Here is a 16600-nt window from a genome sequence, read left to right as displayed (position 1 = left end):
CGTTCCTGTACTGCGGAATGCTAAAGACGTGCTACGGATGACGCCGGCCCGCGCAAACCGCCGGCCGGCGTCGGTGGAACGTGCGCTTACAGGTCGAGCAGCAGGCGAGCCGGATCTTCCAGCGCATCCTTCATCGCGACCAGCGACAGCACTGCTTCGCGGCCGTCGATGATACGGTGGTCGTACGACAGCGCGAGGTAGTTCATCGGGCGGATCACGATCTGGCCGTTTTCGACCACTGCGCGTTCCTTGGTGGCGTGCACGCCGAGAATCGCAGACTGCGGCGGGTTGATGATCGGGGTGGACAGCATCGAGCCGAACACGCCGCCGTTCGAGATCGAGAATGTACCGCCGGTCATTTCTTCGATGGACAGCTTGCCGTCCTTCGCCTTCTGGCCAAATTCGGCGATCTTCTTCTCGATGTCGGCGAGGCTCAGCTGATCTGCATTGCGCAGGATCGGCACCACCAGACCGCGCGGCGAACCGACAGCGATACCGATGTCGAAGTAGCCGTGGTAGACGATGTCGTTACCGTCGATCGACGCGTTCACGAGCGGGAACTTCTTCAGCGCGTGAACAGCTGCCTTCACGAAGAACGACATGAAGCCGAGCTTCACGCCGTGTTCCTTCTCGAACTTGTCCTTGTACTTGTTGCGCAGCTCCATGACCGGCGCCATGTTCACTTCGTTGAACGTCGTGAGGATGGCGTTGGTTTGCTGCGACTCGAGCAGACGCTCGGCGATACGAGCACGCAGACGCGACATCGGCACGCGCTGTTCCGGACGGTCCTTCAGCCATTGATCGGCCGATGCCGGGGCCTTGACGTCCGGCAGCGACGGCTTCGCAGCCTTCGGTGCGGCAGCCGGAGCCGGTGCGGCCTTGGCAGCCGGAGCAGCCTGGCCGGCGACGAGCACGTCGCCCTTCGTGATACGGCCGTCGCGGCCGGTGCCGGCGACGTCGCCCGCAGCCAGACCCTTCTCTGCCATCAGCTTGCCGGCAGCCGGCGAAGCAGCGGTGTTCGACCCCGTTGCGACAGCGGCCTGAGCCGCCGGTGCGGGAGCCGCGGCAGCGACCGGAGCCGGCTTCACTTCGGCTTCGACAGCGGCGGCGCCCGCGGTGCCTTCCGTGTCGATCTTCGCGATCACCTGCTCGGCCGTGACCGTGTCGCCGTCGTTCGAAATGACTTGCGCGAGCACGCCTGCTGCCGGTGCCGGCACTTCGAGCACGACCTTGTCGGTCTCGATTTCGATGAGGATTTCGTCCTGAGCGACAGCCTCGCCGGGCTTCTTCTTCCACTGCAGCATGGTTGCCTCCGAGACCGACTCGGAGAGCTGGGGAACCTTGACTTCAACAATAGCCATTATGAGTATCCTGAATACGTATCGGGTGACGGCGCTTCTTCACGACCGCCTGCGAACCGTGAACGCCGCGCCTGAACCTCATGGGAAACGTTCGGCGCGGCGCGGGAAAGCGCACTGCGCTTTCCCGGCTCGTCTGTTTCTTTATTTAGCGATCGACGCGCTCTTGAGACGGCCGAAAGCGCCTTCGATCAGCGCTTTCTGCTGCTCGTAGTGCTTCGCGTAGTAGCCGACTGCAGGCGAAGCCGAAGCCGGACGGCCGCTGTACGCCAGCTTCTGCCCTTCCTTCATGCCTTCCTTCAGATGGTGCTCGATGTAGAACCACGGGCCCTGATTCTGCGGCTCGTCCTGCACCCACACCACTTCGGTTGCGTTGTCGTACTTCTTCATTTCCGCTTCGAACTGCTTGTGCGCGAACGGATAGAGCTGTTCGATACGGATGATCGCGACGTCGTTCACCTTCGCTTCGCGGCGATGCGCGACCAGGTCGTAGTACACGCGGCCCGAGCAGGCCAGCACGCGCTTGACCTTCTTCGCGTCGATGGTTTCGTCCACTTCGCCGATGACCGGCTGGAACGAACCCTTCGCGAGTTCCGACAGATCCGACACGGCTTCCTTGTGACGCAGCAACGACTTCGGCGTCGCGACGATCAGCGGCTTGCGGAACAGGCGGATCATCTGGCGACGCAGCAGGTGGAAGACCTGCGCCGGCGTGGTCGGCTGAACGACCTGCATGTTGTGGTCTGCGCACAGTTGCAGGAAACGCTCGATACGCGCCGACGAGTGCTCCGGACCCTGGCCTTCGTAGCCGTGCGGCAGCAGCATGGTCAGGCCCGACACGCGGCCCCACTTCACTTCGCCCGACGAGATGAACTGGTCGATCACGACTTGCGCGCCATTCACGAAGTCGCCGAACTGCGCTTCCCACGCGACGAACGTGTTCGGTTCAGCGGTCGAGTAACCGTATTCGAAGCCGAGCACCGCTTCTTCCGACAGCACCGAGTCGATCACCGTGAACTTCGCCTGACCTTCGGCGATGTTCTGCAGCGGCACGTAGGTGCCGTCGTTCCAGCGCTCGCGGTTCTGGTCGTGCAGCACTGCGTGACGGTGCGTGAACGTGCCGCGGCCCGAATCCTGACCGGTCAGGCGCACGGCATAACCGGATGCGACCAGCGACGCGAACGCGAGGTGCTCGCCCATGCCCCAGTCGAGCTTCGCTTCGCCGCGGCCCATGGCGCGACGGTCGTTGATCACGCGCTCGACGAGCGGGTGAACCTTGAAGTTTTCCGGAATCGTGGTGATGCGTTCGGCGAGGCGCTTCAGTTCCGCGAGCGGCACGGCCGTGTCGGCCGCGTCGGTCCACTTGCGGTTCAGGAACGGCACCCAATCCACCGCGTACTTGCTCTTGTAGTTCGAGAGCACCGGGTCGACCGTGTGGTGGCCCTCGTCCATCGCCCTGCGATAAGCCTTGACGAATTCCTCGCCATCCTCGGCCTTGATGACGCCCTGCTGAACGAGCTTTTCAGCGTACAGCGCGCGCGTGCCGGGGTGCTTCGAAATCGTCTTGTACATCAGCGGCTGCGTGACCGCCGGGGTGTCCTGCTCGTTGTGGCCCAGCTTGCGGAAGCAGACGATGTCGACGACGACGTCCTTGTGGAACTGCATGCGGAAGTCGATCGCCATCTGGGTGGCCAGCACGACCGCTTCGGGATCGTCACCGTTCACGTGCAGCACCGGCGCTTCGATCATCTTGACCACGTCCGAGCAGTACAACGTGGAGCGCGAGTCGCGCGGGTCCGACGTCGTGAAGCCGATCTGGTTGTTGATGACGATGTGCAGCGTGCCGTGCGTGCCATAACCGCGCGTTTGCGCGAGGTTCAGCGTTTCCATCACGACGCCCTGGCCAGCGAAAGCCGCGTCGCCGTGGATCTGCACCGGCAGCACCTGAACGCCGTTTTCGTCGCCGCGACGGTCCATACGCGCCTTCGCCGAGCCCTCGACCACCGGGTTGACGATTTCGAGGTGCGACGGGTTGAACGCGAGCGACAGGTGAACCGGGCCGCCTTCCGTCGCGACGTCCGACGAGAAGCCCTTGTGGTACTTCACGTCGCCGGCCGGCAGATCATCGACGTGCTTGCCTTCGAATTCGGCGAACAGGTCTGCCGGCATCTTGCCGAGCGTATTGACCAGCACGTTCAAACGGCCACGGTGAGCCATCGCGATGACGATTTCCTGAACGCCGCGCAGACCGCCGTGACGCACGACTTCGTCCATTGCCGCGATGAAGCTCTCGCCGCCTTCGAGCGAGAAGCGCTTCTGGCCGACGTACTTGGTGTGCAGGAAACGCTCGAGGCCTTCGGCGGCCGTCAGGCGATTCAGGATGTGCTTCTTCTTGTCGTTGTTGAAGCTCGGCGTCGAACGGATCGATTCGAGGCGTTCCTTCCACCAGCGCTTCTGCTCCGGATCGCTGATGTACATGTACTCGGCGCCGATCGTGCCGCAGTACGTGTCGCGCAGGGCTTTGACGATATCGCGCAGCGTTGCGCGCTCGAACCCGAAGTACAGATTCGTTGCGCTGAACTCCTGGTCCATGTCGGCTTCGGTGAAGTCGTAGAACGCGGGTTCAAGTTCGGGGATCGCGGGACGCTCGCGGCGCTTCAGAGGATCGAGATTGGCCCATTGCGAGCCGAGGAAGCGATATGCGCCGATGAGGGACTGGACGTAAACCTGTTTGCGGGCGGTTGCGAGATCTTCGCCGCCGGCCGTTGCGCGCGGCAGGAAGGCATTGGCCTTGGCGCGCTGGGCAAACGATTCGACGATCGGGCCATGGGCCACGTCGTTGGCGTTGCTGCCGTCCGATGCGGGCACGTTCTGCAACGCATCGAAATAGCTGCGCCAGGTCTCGGGCACTGACGCCGGATTATCGAGATACGCTTCGTACATTTCTTCAACGTACGGAGCATTGCCGCCGAACAGATAAGAGTTCGACTGGAGTTGCTTCATCATTTTTACGCTCACCTTTCTTCGAGTTTCTCGAGAAATAGCGGGTTACCGAACCTTCCGCGACACGGCCTGACCGTTTAGCGGATTGCGCGAATCAAGTCTTGCTTGGAAGGACCTAAAACTTTGCACCCGGGAGCATAGCACAGAACGAAAAGCCCAGATAGCGAACGGCACAGGCGCAAAGCCTGTGATGGCGGGCGTTTCGCGGGCGACGGGGTGCCTTTTCACAGCGCGCAACAGTGTTCTGTGAGAAATGAAGGCGAACGGCGCAATGGGTGTCTACATGTGTGCCGCCCCGGAAAGTGGCAGGCATGATGCAGCGCCAAACGTTTTGATGCGCCAAAAACAAGGAAGCCACCCGAAGGTGGCTTCCGCTTCCTGCTATCCAGACGGATATTCGAGTCCGGCTTATTCGCCGGCAACCTTGTTGCGGCTCGCGCTGCGGCGCTCGTGTTCCTTCAGGTAGCGCTTGCGCAGACGGATCGACTTTGGCGTGACTTCGACCAGCTCGTCGTCGTCGATGAACTCGACCGCGTATTCGAGCGACAGCTGAACCGGCGGCACGAGACGCACGGCTTCGTCGGTGCCAGACGCGCGCACGTTGGTAAGCTGCTTGCCCTTGATCGGGTTCACGACGAGATCGTTGTCGCGGCTGTGGATGCCGATGATCATGCCTTCATACAGCGCTTCTCCCGGCGCCACGAACATGCGGCCGCGGTCCTGCAGCTTCCACAGTGCGTACGCGACTGCCGCGCCGTCGTCCTGCGAGATCAGCACGCCGTTGCGACGTTCGCCGACTGCGCCTTCCTTGACCGGCTGGTAAGAATCGAACGTGTGGCTCATTAGACCCGTACCGCGCGTGAGCGTGAGGAATTCCGACTGGAAGCCGATCAGACCACGCGCCGAAATACGGTACTCGAGACGCGTGCGGCCACGGCCGTCCGATGCCATGTCGAGCATTTCGCCCTTGCGGCGGCCAAGTTCTTCCATTACGCCGCCCTGGTGGGTGTCTTCCATGTCGACGGTCAGATTTTCGTACGGCTCGTGCTTCTCGCCGTCGATTTCCTGCATCACGACGCGCGGACGCGACACGGCCAGCTCGTAGCCTTCGCGGCGCATGTTTTCGACCAGAATGGTCAGGTGCAGCTCACCGCGGCCGGCCACTTCGAACGTCGTTTCGTCGCCGGTATCGCGCACGCGCAGCGCGACGTTGTGATTCAGTTCCTTCATCAGGCGGTCGCGAATCTGGCGGCTCGTGACGAACTTGCCTTCACGGCCCGCGAGCGGCGACGAGTTGACGAGGAAGTTCATCGTCAGCGTGGGTTCGTCGACGGTGATCATCGGCAGCGCTTCCGGCTGTTCCGGCGAGCAGATCGTCACGCCGATGCCCACTTCCTCGATACCGTTGATCAGCACGATGTCGCCCGCCTCGGCCGAGTCGACCTGCACGCGATCGAGACCCTTGAACGACAGCACCTGGTTGATCTTGCGATTGAGGATTTCGCCTTCCGGGCCCGATCGCACCGCGACGGCCATGCCCGGCTTGATGCGGCCGCGCGTGATACGGCCAATGCCGATACGACCAACGTACGACGAGTAGTCGAGCGACGTGATTTGCAGTTGCAGCGGACCTTCCGGGTCGGCCGGGCGCACCGGCACGTGCTGCAGGATTGCCTCGAACAAAGGACGCATGTCGCCGTCGCGTACATCAGGCGTGAGACCCGCGTAGCCGTTCAGGCCCGATGCGTAGACGATCGGAAAGTCGAGCTGCTCTTCGCTGGCGCCGAGCTTGTCGAACAGGTCGAAGGTCTGGTTGATCACCCAGTCGATCCGCGCGCCCGGACGGTCGACCTTATTGACCACGACGATCGGCTTCAAACCCAGTGCGAGCGCCTTCTTCGTGACGAAGCGGGTTTGCGGCATCGGGCCTTCCACCGCGTCAACGAGCAGCAGCACCGAGTCGACCATCGACAGCACGCGCTCCACTTCGCCGCCGAAGTCGGCGTGCCCCGGCGTGTCGACGATATTGATGTGCGTGCCCTCATACTCCACCGCGCAGTTCTTCGACAGGATCGTGATGCCGCGCTCTTTTTCGATGTCGTTCGAGTCCATCACGCGCTCGGCGATCTGCTGGTTCTCGCGGAACGTGGCGGTCTGACGGAGGAGCTGGTCGACGAGCGTGGTCTTGCCGTGGTCGACGTGAGCAATGATGGCGATGTTGCGTAGGGCGCGGGTCATAGGAAACCTGAAGACGGTTGAGTGCGCCGCTTGCTTATGCTGCTGGTTGAGGAGCCAAACCACGACAACAAGCCCAAAGCGCACTTTTGGGAACCCAAAATTATAGCACGCACGGATGATCCTTTTCTGGTATTCCCCGATAGACCGTCCGCTCTCCGCGCCTGGGCGAGTTGCGCGAATCGCGCCTTGCCCCGCCCTACGTCATTCGGTACGGTTTGTTGCTTGAGCGCGAAATAATCCTTGCCTAAGCTGTATTAACGCTTGTCGCGTCAATCAACAGCCAGCTATACTAATGCCTAGTCAACCATTGCATTCGCACGAGAATCATGACGCAGCCGTCCAACAAATTCACGCCGGATCCCAGCGAGTACCAGCTCGGCGAAAGCGTCGGCTATCTCATCTCGCGGGTGAAATCGACGCTATCAAACCTGATCACGCAGCGCAGCATGGCCGAACTCGGCATCACCAGCCAGCAAGGCAGCATCCTGTTCATGGTGGCAAGCGGCAAATGCCTGCTCGCGGCTGAGTTGGCGCGTGAATACGGTATCGACGCAAGCGCCGTCACGCGCCTGATCGATCGGCTCGAAAAGCGCGGCCTGCTCACGCGGGTGCGCAGTAACGAAGACCGGCGCGTCGTGCGCCTCGCGTTGACGCCGGAAGGCCATGCGATCGCGGCTCGCATGCCGGCCATTTTCAATGGCGTGCTCGATAACCTGCTGAACGGGTTCACCCCGGAAGAAGTGGGCTTCCTGAAGAGCATGCTGCGTCGCGTGCTCGTTAATTCCGGCGAACACACGGGACTTTCCCGCGACGCCGCAAGCCATCCCGATAGCAAATCGTAATAGCTTGCTTGCTGCGTCCATCAATACATTTCCACTCAAAAAAGAGTCGAGCGATGAAATCCCTTTCCCTGTCCGCGCCCGCGCTGTCGAGCCGGGCCGCTGTCGCCGCCGCGGTGACGGCGCTCGCCCTCACGGGGTGCGCGAACTACTTCGGCGTCAAAAGCGACAAGCAGATCGCGTCGCCGACGCAGTACGAGTCGACGCAGAGTCTGCCCAACGAGGGCGGCCAGTGGCCATCGCTCGACTGGGCCAACCAGTTCGGCGACCCGCAACTGCCGAAGCTGATCGCGGAAGCGCTCGAGGGCAGCCCGTCGATCGCCCAGGCGCAAGCGCGGCTCGCAAAGGCTTCGTCGTATATCGAAAGCTCGCGCGCAGCGCTGTTCCCGAAGGTCAGCGCGAGCTATTCGTGGACCCGCGAGCTGTACTCGGCAAACTCCCTTTACCCGCCTCCGTTCGGCGGCACCTGGTATAGCGAGAACAACGTGCTCGCGAGCGCGTCGTGGGATCTCGACCTGTGGGGCAAGAACCGTCAGCGGCTCGGCCAGGCCGTGTCGCAGCAGAAAGCCGCCGAGGCCGATATGCAGCAGGCGCGCGTGACGCTCGCCGCGTCGGTCGCGAGCACCTACAACCAGCTCTCGCAGCTGTATGCGTTTCGCGACATCGCCGCGCGTGAAATCGCGAACCGCCAGGACGTCGGCCGTATCACGAATGACCGCGTGACGGCCGGCCTCGACACCAACGTCGAGAAGCAGACCGCCGCCGGCAACGTCGCGACGAGCCAGTCGAACCTGACCGACCTCGACGGACAGATCACCGTCGTGCGCTACCAGTTGGGCGCGCTGCTCGGCAAAGGCCCGGACCGTGGCCTGCAGATCGACAAGCCGGTACTCACCGGCGGCGACGTGGTCGCTCTGCCGGACAACATCCCGGCCGACCTCGTGGCGCGTCGCGCGGACATCGTCGCCGCGCGCTGGCAGGTCGAAGCCGCGATGCATGACGTGAAGGAAGCGAAAGCCGAGTTCTACCCGGACGTGAATCTCGCGGCCGGCTTCGGCTTCGACGCGTTCGGCTGGGGCCGTTTCCTGACCGCGTCGAGCCGTCAGATCCAGTTCGGCCCGGCGATCCATCTGCCGATCTTCGACGCCGGCGCGTTGCGCGCGCAGTTGAAGGGCCGCTACGCCGACTTCGAGGGCGACGTGGCGAACTACAACCAGACGCTGATCAACGCGCTGCAGGACGTCTCGACGCAGGTGTCGTCGATCCGCTCCATCGACCGCCAGGAGGGCGACGCCCAGCGCGCGCTCGACGCGTCGAGCAAGGCGTACCAGCTCGCCGTAATCCGCTACAAGGCCGGCCTGTCGCCGCAGCTGCAGGTGCTCACCGCCGACGAAAACCGCCTTGCCGCCGAGCAGACAGTCACGGGTCTGCAGATGCGCCGCCGTAGTCTGCAGATCGGTCTGATCAAGGCACTGGGCGGCGGCTTCGACGCAACCCAGACCGGTCTCGTCGTGCCGACCGATGCTCCCGCATCGGCCAACGCCGCAAACCACGCCGCGAACCACGCCACGAGCACCGCCGCGAACTGAGCGAGCCCGCCCGCGCCGACGCACACGCATACACACGAACACTCGAATAAACGACGACGTTCAAAAGAACCCGGAGCACATCAATGAGCACCCCCCAGCAGCCCGCCACTCCACCGCAAGCGGCGAACAACGGCAAACGCAAGCGCATGATGACGCTGCTCGTCATCGTGATCCTGATTGCCGCGGTCGCGTACGGCCTGTACTACTTCCTCGTCGCGCGCTTCCATGAAGACACCGACGATGCCTACGTGAGCGGCAACGTCGTGCAGATCACCCCGCAGGTCACGGGCACCGTGATCGCGGTCAACGCGGACGACACCCAGGTCGTCAAGGCCGGCGACCCGCTCGTCGTGCTCGACCCGGCCGACGCGCGCGTCGCACTCGAACAGGCCGAGGCCAATCTTGCGCAGGTGGTGCGCCAGGTGCGCGGTCTGTTCGCCGACGACAGCCAGTACGAAGCGCGGGTCGCGGCGAGCCAGGCCGATCTGTCGCGCGCCCAGGACGACCTGAAGCGCCGTATGACGATCGCGCAGACCGGCGCGGTATCGCAGGAAGAAATTTCGCACGCACGCGACTCCGTGAAGAGCGCGCAAGCCGCGCTCGACGCCGCCAAACAGCAACTCGCGGCAAACCGCGCGCTGACCGCGAACACCACGATCGCCGATCACCCGAACGTGCAGGCCGCCGCCGCGAAGCTGCGCGACGCATACCTGAACCACGCTCGCAATACTCTGCCGGCGCCGGTCACAGGCTATGTCGCAAAACGCTCGGTGCAGGTCGGCCAGCGCGTATCGCCCGGCTCGCCGCTGATGGCGATCGTGCCGCTGCATGACGTGTGGGTCGAGGCGAACTTCAAGGAAGTGCAACTGAAGCACATGCGCATCGGCCAGCCAGTAGAACTGACGGCCGACGTCTACGGCTCGTCGGTGCCGTATCACGGCAAGGTGGTCGGCTTCTCGGCCGGCACGGGTTCGGCGTTCTCGCTGCTGCCCGCGCAGAACGCGACCGGCAACTGGATCAAGGTCGTGCAGCGTCTGCCGGTGCGTATTTCGCTCGATCCGCAGGAACTGGAGAAGCATCCGCTGCGTATCGGTCTGTCGATGCAAGCTGACGTGAACATCAAGGACGACACCGGCGGCCAGCTCGGTCAGGCGCCGTCCACGGCTTACCAGACCAACGTCTTCGACAAGTACGGCGCGGAAGCCGATGCGGAAATCGCGCGCATCATCTCGGAAAACGCCGGCACGAACGCGAACGGCGGCGCGCAGAAGTCGACCGCGGCGAGCGCCGCGGCCGCCGCGAAACCGGCGGCCCATAAGAGCTGAGGCTCCGCCCGATGATTCATGGAAGGCTCTTTTAATGGCTCAGGCTCAGGCGCAAGTCCCTCACCCGCCGCTCGAGGGCGCGCAACTGGTGATTGGCACCATCGCGGTGTCGCTCGCCGTGTTCATGAACGTGCTCGACACGTCGATCGCGAACGTGTCGATCCCGTCGATTTCCGGCGACCTCGGCGTATCGTCCGACCAGGGCACGTGGGTGATTACGTCGTTCGCGGTGGCCAACGCGATCTCGGTGCCGCTGACCGGCTGGCTCACCGACCGCATCGGCCAGGTGCGGCTGTTCATGGCGTCGATCGTGCTGTTCGTGCTGTCGTCATGGATGTGCGGGCTGTCGCCGAACCTGCCGTTCCTGCTTGCGTCGCGCGTGCTGCAAGGCGCGGTGGCCGGCCCGATGATCCCGCTGTCGCAGACGCTGCTGCTCGCGAGCTATCCGCGCGCGAAGGCGCCGATGGCGCTATCGATGTGGGCGATGACCACGCTGATCGCACCGGTTGCCGGTCCGATCCTCGGCGGCTGGATTTCCGACAACATCTCCTGGCCGTGGATCTTCTACGTCAACATTCCCGTCGGCGCGGTCGCGGCCGCCGCGACGTGGATGATCTTCCGTAACCGCGATTCGGTCATCAGGAAGGCGCCAATCGACGGCGTCGGCCTCGGTCTTCTGATCGTCTGGGTCGGCTCGCTTCAGGTGATGCTCGACAAGGGCAAGGACCTCGACTGGTTCTCGTCGACGACGGTCGTCGTGCTCGCGCTCGTCGCGGTGATCGCGCTCGCGTTTTTTATCGTGTGGGAGTTGACGGCCGAGCATCCGGTGGTTGATCTGTCGCTGTTCAGCCGACGCAATTTCACCGGCGGCACGATCGCGCTGTCGATCGGCTATGGGCTTTACTTCGGCAATCTCGTGCTGTTGCCGCTGTGGCTCCAGACCGAGATCGGCTACACGGCGACCGAAGCCGGACTCGTGATGGCACCCGTCGGTGTGTTCGCGATCCTGTTGTCGCCGCTGACCGGCAAGGTGCTGCCGCGTACCGATCCGCGCTATATCGCGACGCTGTCGTTCCTGATTTTCGCGCTGTGTTTCTGGATGCGCTCGCGTTATACGACGGGCGTCGATACGTACTCGCTGATGCTGCCCACGCTGATTCAAGGTATCGGTATGGCCGGCTTCTTTATTCCGCTCGTGTCGATCACGCTGTCGGGCTTGCCGGGCCATCGGATTCCGGCGGCCTCGGGGCTGTCGAACTTCGTGCGGATCATGTGCGGCGGTATCGGCACGTCGATCTTCCAGACCGCCTGGGATCACCGCACGATCATGCATCACGCGCAACTGACCGAACAGGCGAATGCTTACAACCCAGTGTTCGGTCAATCGATTCATCAGATGGGCGCGGCGGGCCTGGATCAGCAGCAGACCTACGGTCTCTTCAACACCATGGTCACGCAGCAGGCCGCGCAGCTCGGCGTAAACGATCTGTTCTTCATTTCGGCCGGTATTTTTGTCGCGCTGATCGCGCTGATCTGGATCACGCGGCCGGAACGGGCAGGCGGCGATGCGGGAGCGGCGGCGGCCGCGGCACATTGAGGGGGGCGTTTGTGGTGTTGCTTTAGTTCGACACCGCTCCACCAGAGGGCATGATCAAAACGGGATCGCTCGATGGCGATCCCGTTTTTTTATTGTCCGCGCCGGGCTGGCAAAACGGCGACCTCTAGCTCTCCGTCGTCACGATCAGACGGTCGGGCGCGAGCACGCCTTCGCCCGGCTTCGCGACCCCCAGAAGCCGCCCCTGCGCCGAGTACACCCTCACGCGCGGGGCATTCACCGCGTCGGCGGCGATCGTCAGCGACGACAGCTTCAGGCGCTGGCCATGAAGGAAGCGGCGCGTGTCATCGTCGTTCAGACAGACCTGCGGGAACGTCGACAGCAGCGCGTCGACCGGTTGCAGCCATGCGTCGCGTTCGAGTTCAGTCGCGTCGGACAACGCGTCGAGCGTGACCGAATGCTCGAGCGTCAGCGCGCCGACGCCCGTGCGCCGCAGCGCGACCAGATGCGCGCCGCAGCCGAGCGCTTCGCCGATATCCTCGGCAAGCGTGCGCACATAGGTGCCCTTGCTGCACGTCACGCGAAACGTCACATCCGGCAACGCGCACGCAATCAGCTCGAGCGCGCGAATCGTCACCTGCCGCCCTTCCCGTTCGACCGTCTGGCCGGCGCGCGCGTACTCGTACAGCGGCTTGCCATCGCGCTTGAGCGCCGAGTACATCGGCGGAATCTGAACGATCTCGCCGATGAATTTCGGCAAAGCCGCCCGCACCGCAGCTTCGTCGCAGTCGACGGCACGGATGTCGAACGCCTCGCCTTCGGCGTCGCCTGTGGTCGTGCGGATACCGAGGCGCATCGTCGCCTCGTAGGTCTTGTCGGCTTCGAGCAAGTCTTGCGAAAACTTGGTGGCCTCGCCGAAACACAGCGGCAGCAGGCCGGTTGCCAGCGGATCGAGCGTGCCGGTGTGGCCCGCCTTTTTCGCCAGATAAAGACGTTTCGCGCGAACCAGCGCGTCGTTGCTCGACAGGCCGAGCGGCTTGTCGAGCAGCAGCACGCCATCGAGCGCGCGACGCGGCACGCGGGGGCGTTGAGGTGCGGTCATGTCGAGGGAGGCAGAACGTTCGGGAAATGCGAAAAAAGGCGCCGCGCGCTACATGGAACGCCACGGCATGGCAGACGCTCAGTCGTCTTTCGCGCGCGTGGAATTTGCCTCGTCGATCAGACGCGACATCTCCACGGCGCGCTCGATCGTCTTGTCGTAGTGGAAATGCAGCGTCGGCACCGTGTGGATATGCAGGCGCTTGAACAGCAGATTGCGCAGGTGGCCGGCAGCGTGCGTCAGCGCTTCGAGCGTTTGCTGCGGGTCGCCCGTCAGCGTCGTGAAGTAGACCTTTGCGTGCGCGTAGTCGGGCGTTAGCTCGACGCTCTGAAATGTGACGATGCCGATGCGCGGATCCTTGACCTCGCGCAGAAGCTCAGCCAGGTCGCGCTGGATCTGATCGGCGATCTGCACGTTGCGATTGGGAGTAGTACGTTTCTTAGGCATGGTGTTGTGTGCTCCGCTAAGACGGATGCAAAAAATTGGTTCGCGCGAGCCGTGTTCGATATTCGTTCGATACGACGGCGTCGCGGTCGCCGCGGCGGGGTGAGAGTCCATTTGCGACGAACGCGGCAACCAAGCCAGCAACAAACTCGACACTGTGGGCTCAAAAATAACGGGCGGAGCGGGCGTCAAGCCCGTTCCGCCCGCTGTGCCGTGCCGCGCGAATTACAGCGTACGCGCGACTTCGGTGACCTCGAAGACTTCGAACTGATCGCCTTCGACGATATCGTTGAAGTTCTTGATCGACATACCGCACTCGAAGCCCTGACGGACTTCTTTCACATCGTCCTTGAACCGCTTGAGCGAATCGAGTTCGCCCGTGAAGATGACGACGTTGTTGCGCAGCACGCGCACCGACGACGAGCGCTTGACGAAACCATCCGTGACCATACAGCCGGCCACCGTGCCGACCTTCGGCACCTTGAATACCTGGCGTACTTCGACCGTGCCCGTCACGACTTCGCGCTTCTCCGGCGCCAGCATGCCCGACATTGCTGCCTTCACGTCATCCACGGCGTCGTAGATGATGTTGTAGTAGCGGATGTCGACGCCATTAGCTTCCGCGAGCTTGCGAGCCTGCGCATCCGCGCGGGTGTTGAAGCCAATGATGACCGCCTTCGACGCCGTCGCGAGATTGACGTCCGACTCGCTGATGCCGCCGACCGCTCCGTGCACGATCTGCACGCGTACTTCGTCGGTGGAGAGCTTCTGCAGCGACTGCACCAGCGCTTCCTGCGAACCCTGCACGTCGGCCTTGACGATGAGCGGCAAGTACTGCACTTCGCCCTCGCCCATCTGCTCGAGCATGTTCTCGAGCTTCGCGGCCTGCTGCTTTGCGAGCTTGACGTCGCGGAACTTGCCCTGACGGAACAGCGCAACTTCACGCGCCTTGCGCTCGTCCGGCATCACGATCACTTCTTCGCCAGCCTGCGGCACTTCCGACAGACCCTGGATTTCGACCGGAATCGACGGACCCGCGGACTTGGTCGGCTTGCCGGTTTCGTCGAGCATGGCACGCACGCGACCGTAGGCGCTGCCTGCCAGCACGACGTCGCCGCGGTTCAGCGTACCTGACTGGACGAGGATCGTTGCGACCGGACCCTTACCCTTGTCAAGCTTCGCTTCGATGACGAGACCCTTGGCCGGCGATTCGACCGGTGCCTTCAGCTCCAGCACCTCGGCCTGCAGCAGCACGTTTTCGAGCAGATCGTCGATGCCCGCGCCGGTCTTCGCCGACACCGGCACGAACGGCGAGTCGCCGCCGTACTCTTCCGGCACGACGCCTTCCGTGACGAGCTCCTGCTTCACGCGCTCCGGATTCGCTTCCGGCTTGTCGATCTTGTTGATCGCGACGACGAGCGGCACGCCGCCAGCCTTCGCGTGGGAGATCGCTTCCTTCGTCTGCGGCATCACGCCGTCGTCGGCGGCCACCACCAGGATCACGATATCGGTCGCCTTCGCACCGCGGGCACGCATTGCCGTAAAGGCTTCGTGACCCGGCGTGTCGAGGAACGTGATCACGCCGCGCGGCGTTTCGACGTGGTAGGCGCCGATGTGCTGCGTAATGCCGCCCGCTTCGCCTGCCGCAACCTTCGCGCGGCGGATGTAGTCGAGCAGCGAGGTCTTGCCGTGGTCGACGTGGCCCATCACCGTGACGACCGGCGGACGTGGCAGCGCTTCGGCGTCGCTCGCTTCGCCTTCGACCAGCATGGCTTCCGGATCGTCCAGCTTCGCCGCGAGCGCATGGTGGCCCAGTTCCTCGACGATGATCATCGCCGTTTCCTGGTCCAGCATCTGGTTGATCGTGACCATCTGGCCGAGCTTCATCATCACCTTGATGACTTCCGAAGCCTTCACCGCCATCTTGTGCGCGAGATCCGCGACCGTGATGGTTTCCGGCACATGCACTTCACGCACGATCGGTTCGGTCGGCGCCTGGAACGTGGTGTTCTGCTCCTGATGCTTGCCACGCCCCTTCGGACCGCCGCGCCAGCCACGATCGACGCCGCCGCTCGAATCGCCGCGCGTCTTGATGCCGCGGCGCTTCGCTGCGTCGTCCTGCCAGCCGCTCTTACCGCCGCCCGGCTTCTTCTTGTCGCCCGCCGACGGTGCGCTCGCGGGCGCCGGAGTCGCGGCGGTTGCCGGCTTTCTCGCTGCCGGGCGCGCCGGTGCTTCACCAGCCGGACGCGCCGGCTTGTGCAGCGTGCCCTTGGCTTCGGCCGCCTTGGCCGGCTCGACGGGCTTCGGTGCCGGTTCCGGCGCCTTCACCTGCGCCTTGCGCGGCGTGTTCATCATTTCGCGAATCGCGCGCGCTTCGGCTTCGGCCGCCGCGCGGCGCTTGGCGATTTCTTCCTGTTCGGCGCGCGCCTTTTCGGCGGCCACGCGCGCGGCGTCTTCCGCTTTCTTCGCGGCTTCGCGTTGCGCGGCGCGTTCCGCTGCCGCGCGTTCGTCGTCCTGCTCGTTTGCCTTCTCGGCAACCGGTGCAGCGGCTTTCGCCGCCGCCTGCTGGGCCTTCTCGCGAGCCGCCGCCTCGGCCGCAGCCGATGCGCGCTTCTTTGCATCTTCTTCCGCGCGCTGACGCTCGGCTTCCGCGGCCTGCTCGCGCGCCTGACGGTCGACTTCTTCGCGCTCGAGCTGTTCCTGGCGCGCCTTCAGCTCCTGCGCCTGCTTTTCGAGCAGCTCAGCTTCGTGACGTGCTTCTTCCTCACGACGCTGCAGTTCGAGATCTTCTGCGTCCGCGTTCTCGGCCACATGATTCGATGCATCCCCGCCTTCCGCGACAGTCTCGTCGCGGCGGACGAACGTGCGCTTCTTGCGCACCTCGACCTGAATGGTGCGAGCTTTGCCCGTCGCATCGGACTGCTTGATCTCCGACGTATGCCGTTTCGTCAGCGTGATCTTGCGCTTGTCTGCATCAGTCGAGCCGTGAGACTTGCGCAAGTGGTCGAGCAGACGCGCCTTGTCCGTTTCGGACAAGGCGTCGGCTTCGCTCGCTTTTGTGACGCCAGCTGCCTGCAGCTGCTCAAGCAGCACGCCTGCAGGCATTTTCAGTTCCGCGGCAAATTGGGCTACGTTGTTACTCGCCATTCA

Annotated in this window: 10 protein-coding genes; 4 read left to right on the top strand and 6 right to left on the bottom strand. The window is 63.7% G+C overall.

The window, feature by feature from the left end:
- Positions 1 to 86: 86 nt before the first annotated feature.
- The 3 genes from odhB to typA form a co-directional block, all read right to left on the bottom strand.
- Positions 87 to 1361 (bottom strand): 2-oxoglutarate dehydrogenase complex dihydrolipoyllysine-residue succinyltransferase, encoded by a 1275-nt coding sequence (gene odhB / locus F6X40_RS02985; RefSeq protein WP_184029896.1) that lies wholly within the window; start codon positions 1359 to 1361, stop codon positions 87 to 89.
- Positions 1362 to 1502: 141 nt separating this feature from the next.
- Positions 1503 to 4364: a 2-oxoglutarate dehydrogenase E1 component gene (locus F6X40_RS02980; RefSeq protein ID WP_187626765.1), complete on the bottom strand. Its 2862-nt coding sequence runs from the start codon at positions 4362 to 4364 to the stop codon at positions 1503 to 1505.
- Positions 4365 to 4769: 405 nt separating this feature from the next.
- Complete coding sequence (typA, locus tag F6X40_RS02975) at positions 4770 to 6599, bottom strand: translational GTPase TypA (protein ID WP_187618988.1); 1830 nt, start codon at positions 6597 to 6599, stop codon at positions 4770 to 4772.
- Positions 6600 to 6925: 326 nt separating this feature from the next.
- Between typA and F6X40_RS02970 the strand changes: the two genes are divergently transcribed.
- The 4 genes from F6X40_RS02970 to F6X40_RS02955 all read left to right on the top strand — a co-directional run bounded on the left by F6X40_RS02970 (position 6926) and on the right by F6X40_RS02955 (position 11949).
- Positions 6926 to 7441 (top strand): MarR family winged helix-turn-helix transcriptional regulator, encoded by a 516-nt coding sequence (locus tag F6X40_RS02970; RefSeq protein WP_184071244.1) that lies wholly within the window; start codon positions 6926 to 6928, stop codon positions 7439 to 7441.
- Positions 7442 to 7494: 53 nt separating this feature from the next.
- Positions 7495 to 9027: an efflux transporter outer membrane subunit gene (locus tag F6X40_RS02965; RefSeq protein WP_187626764.1), complete on the top strand. Its 1533-nt coding sequence runs from the start codon at positions 7495 to 7497 to the stop codon at positions 9025 to 9027.
- Between the two features lie 83 nt (positions 9028 to 9110).
- Positions 9111 to 10352, top strand: a complete 1242-nt coding sequence (locus F6X40_RS02960) for an EmrA/EmrK family multidrug efflux transporter periplasmic adaptor subunit (RefSeq protein ID WP_184071240.1) — start codon at positions 9111 to 9113, stop codon at positions 10350 to 10352.
- Positions 10353 to 10386: 34 nt separating this feature from the next.
- Positions 10387 to 11949 carry a DHA2 family efflux MFS transporter permease subunit gene (locus tag F6X40_RS02955; RefSeq protein WP_187626763.1) on the top strand — a complete coding sequence of 521 codons (1563 nt, stop codon included), beginning with the start codon at positions 10387 to 10389 and terminating at the stop codon, positions 11947 to 11949.
- A 124-nt stretch (positions 11950 to 12073) separates the two neighbouring features.
- Here F6X40_RS02955 and truB read toward each other — a convergent pair whose 3' ends face one another.
- The 3 genes from truB to infB form a co-directional block, all read right to left on the bottom strand.
- Entirely contained in the window at positions 12074 to 13009 is a 936-nt protein-coding gene (truB, locus tag F6X40_RS02950) for a tRNA pseudouridine(55) synthase TruB (protein WP_187626762.1), read from the bottom strand.
- Between the two features lie 78 nt (positions 13010 to 13087).
- Positions 13088 to 13453 (bottom strand): 30S ribosome-binding factor RbfA, encoded by a 366-nt coding sequence (rbfA, locus tag F6X40_RS02945; protein ID WP_008922231.1) that lies wholly within the window; start codon positions 13451 to 13453, stop codon positions 13088 to 13090.
- A 222-nt stretch (positions 13454 to 13675) separates the two neighbouring features.
- A complete protein-coding gene (infB, locus tag F6X40_RS02940; protein ID WP_187626761.1) occupies positions 13676 to 16597 on the bottom strand; it encodes a translation initiation factor IF-2 in 2922 nt (973 codons plus the stop codon).
- Between the last annotated feature and the right edge of the window lie 3 nt (positions 16598 to 16600).

The organism is Paraburkholderia sp. UCT31, assembly GCF_014397655.1.
In the GTDB taxonomy this organism is placed as follows: Bacteria; Pseudomonadota; Gammaproteobacteria; order Burkholderiales; family Burkholderiaceae; genus Paraburkholderia; species Paraburkholderia tuberum.
The sequence above is the reverse complement of the archived record's forward strand: the minus strand, read 5'-3'. Positions and strand labels throughout refer to the sequence as shown.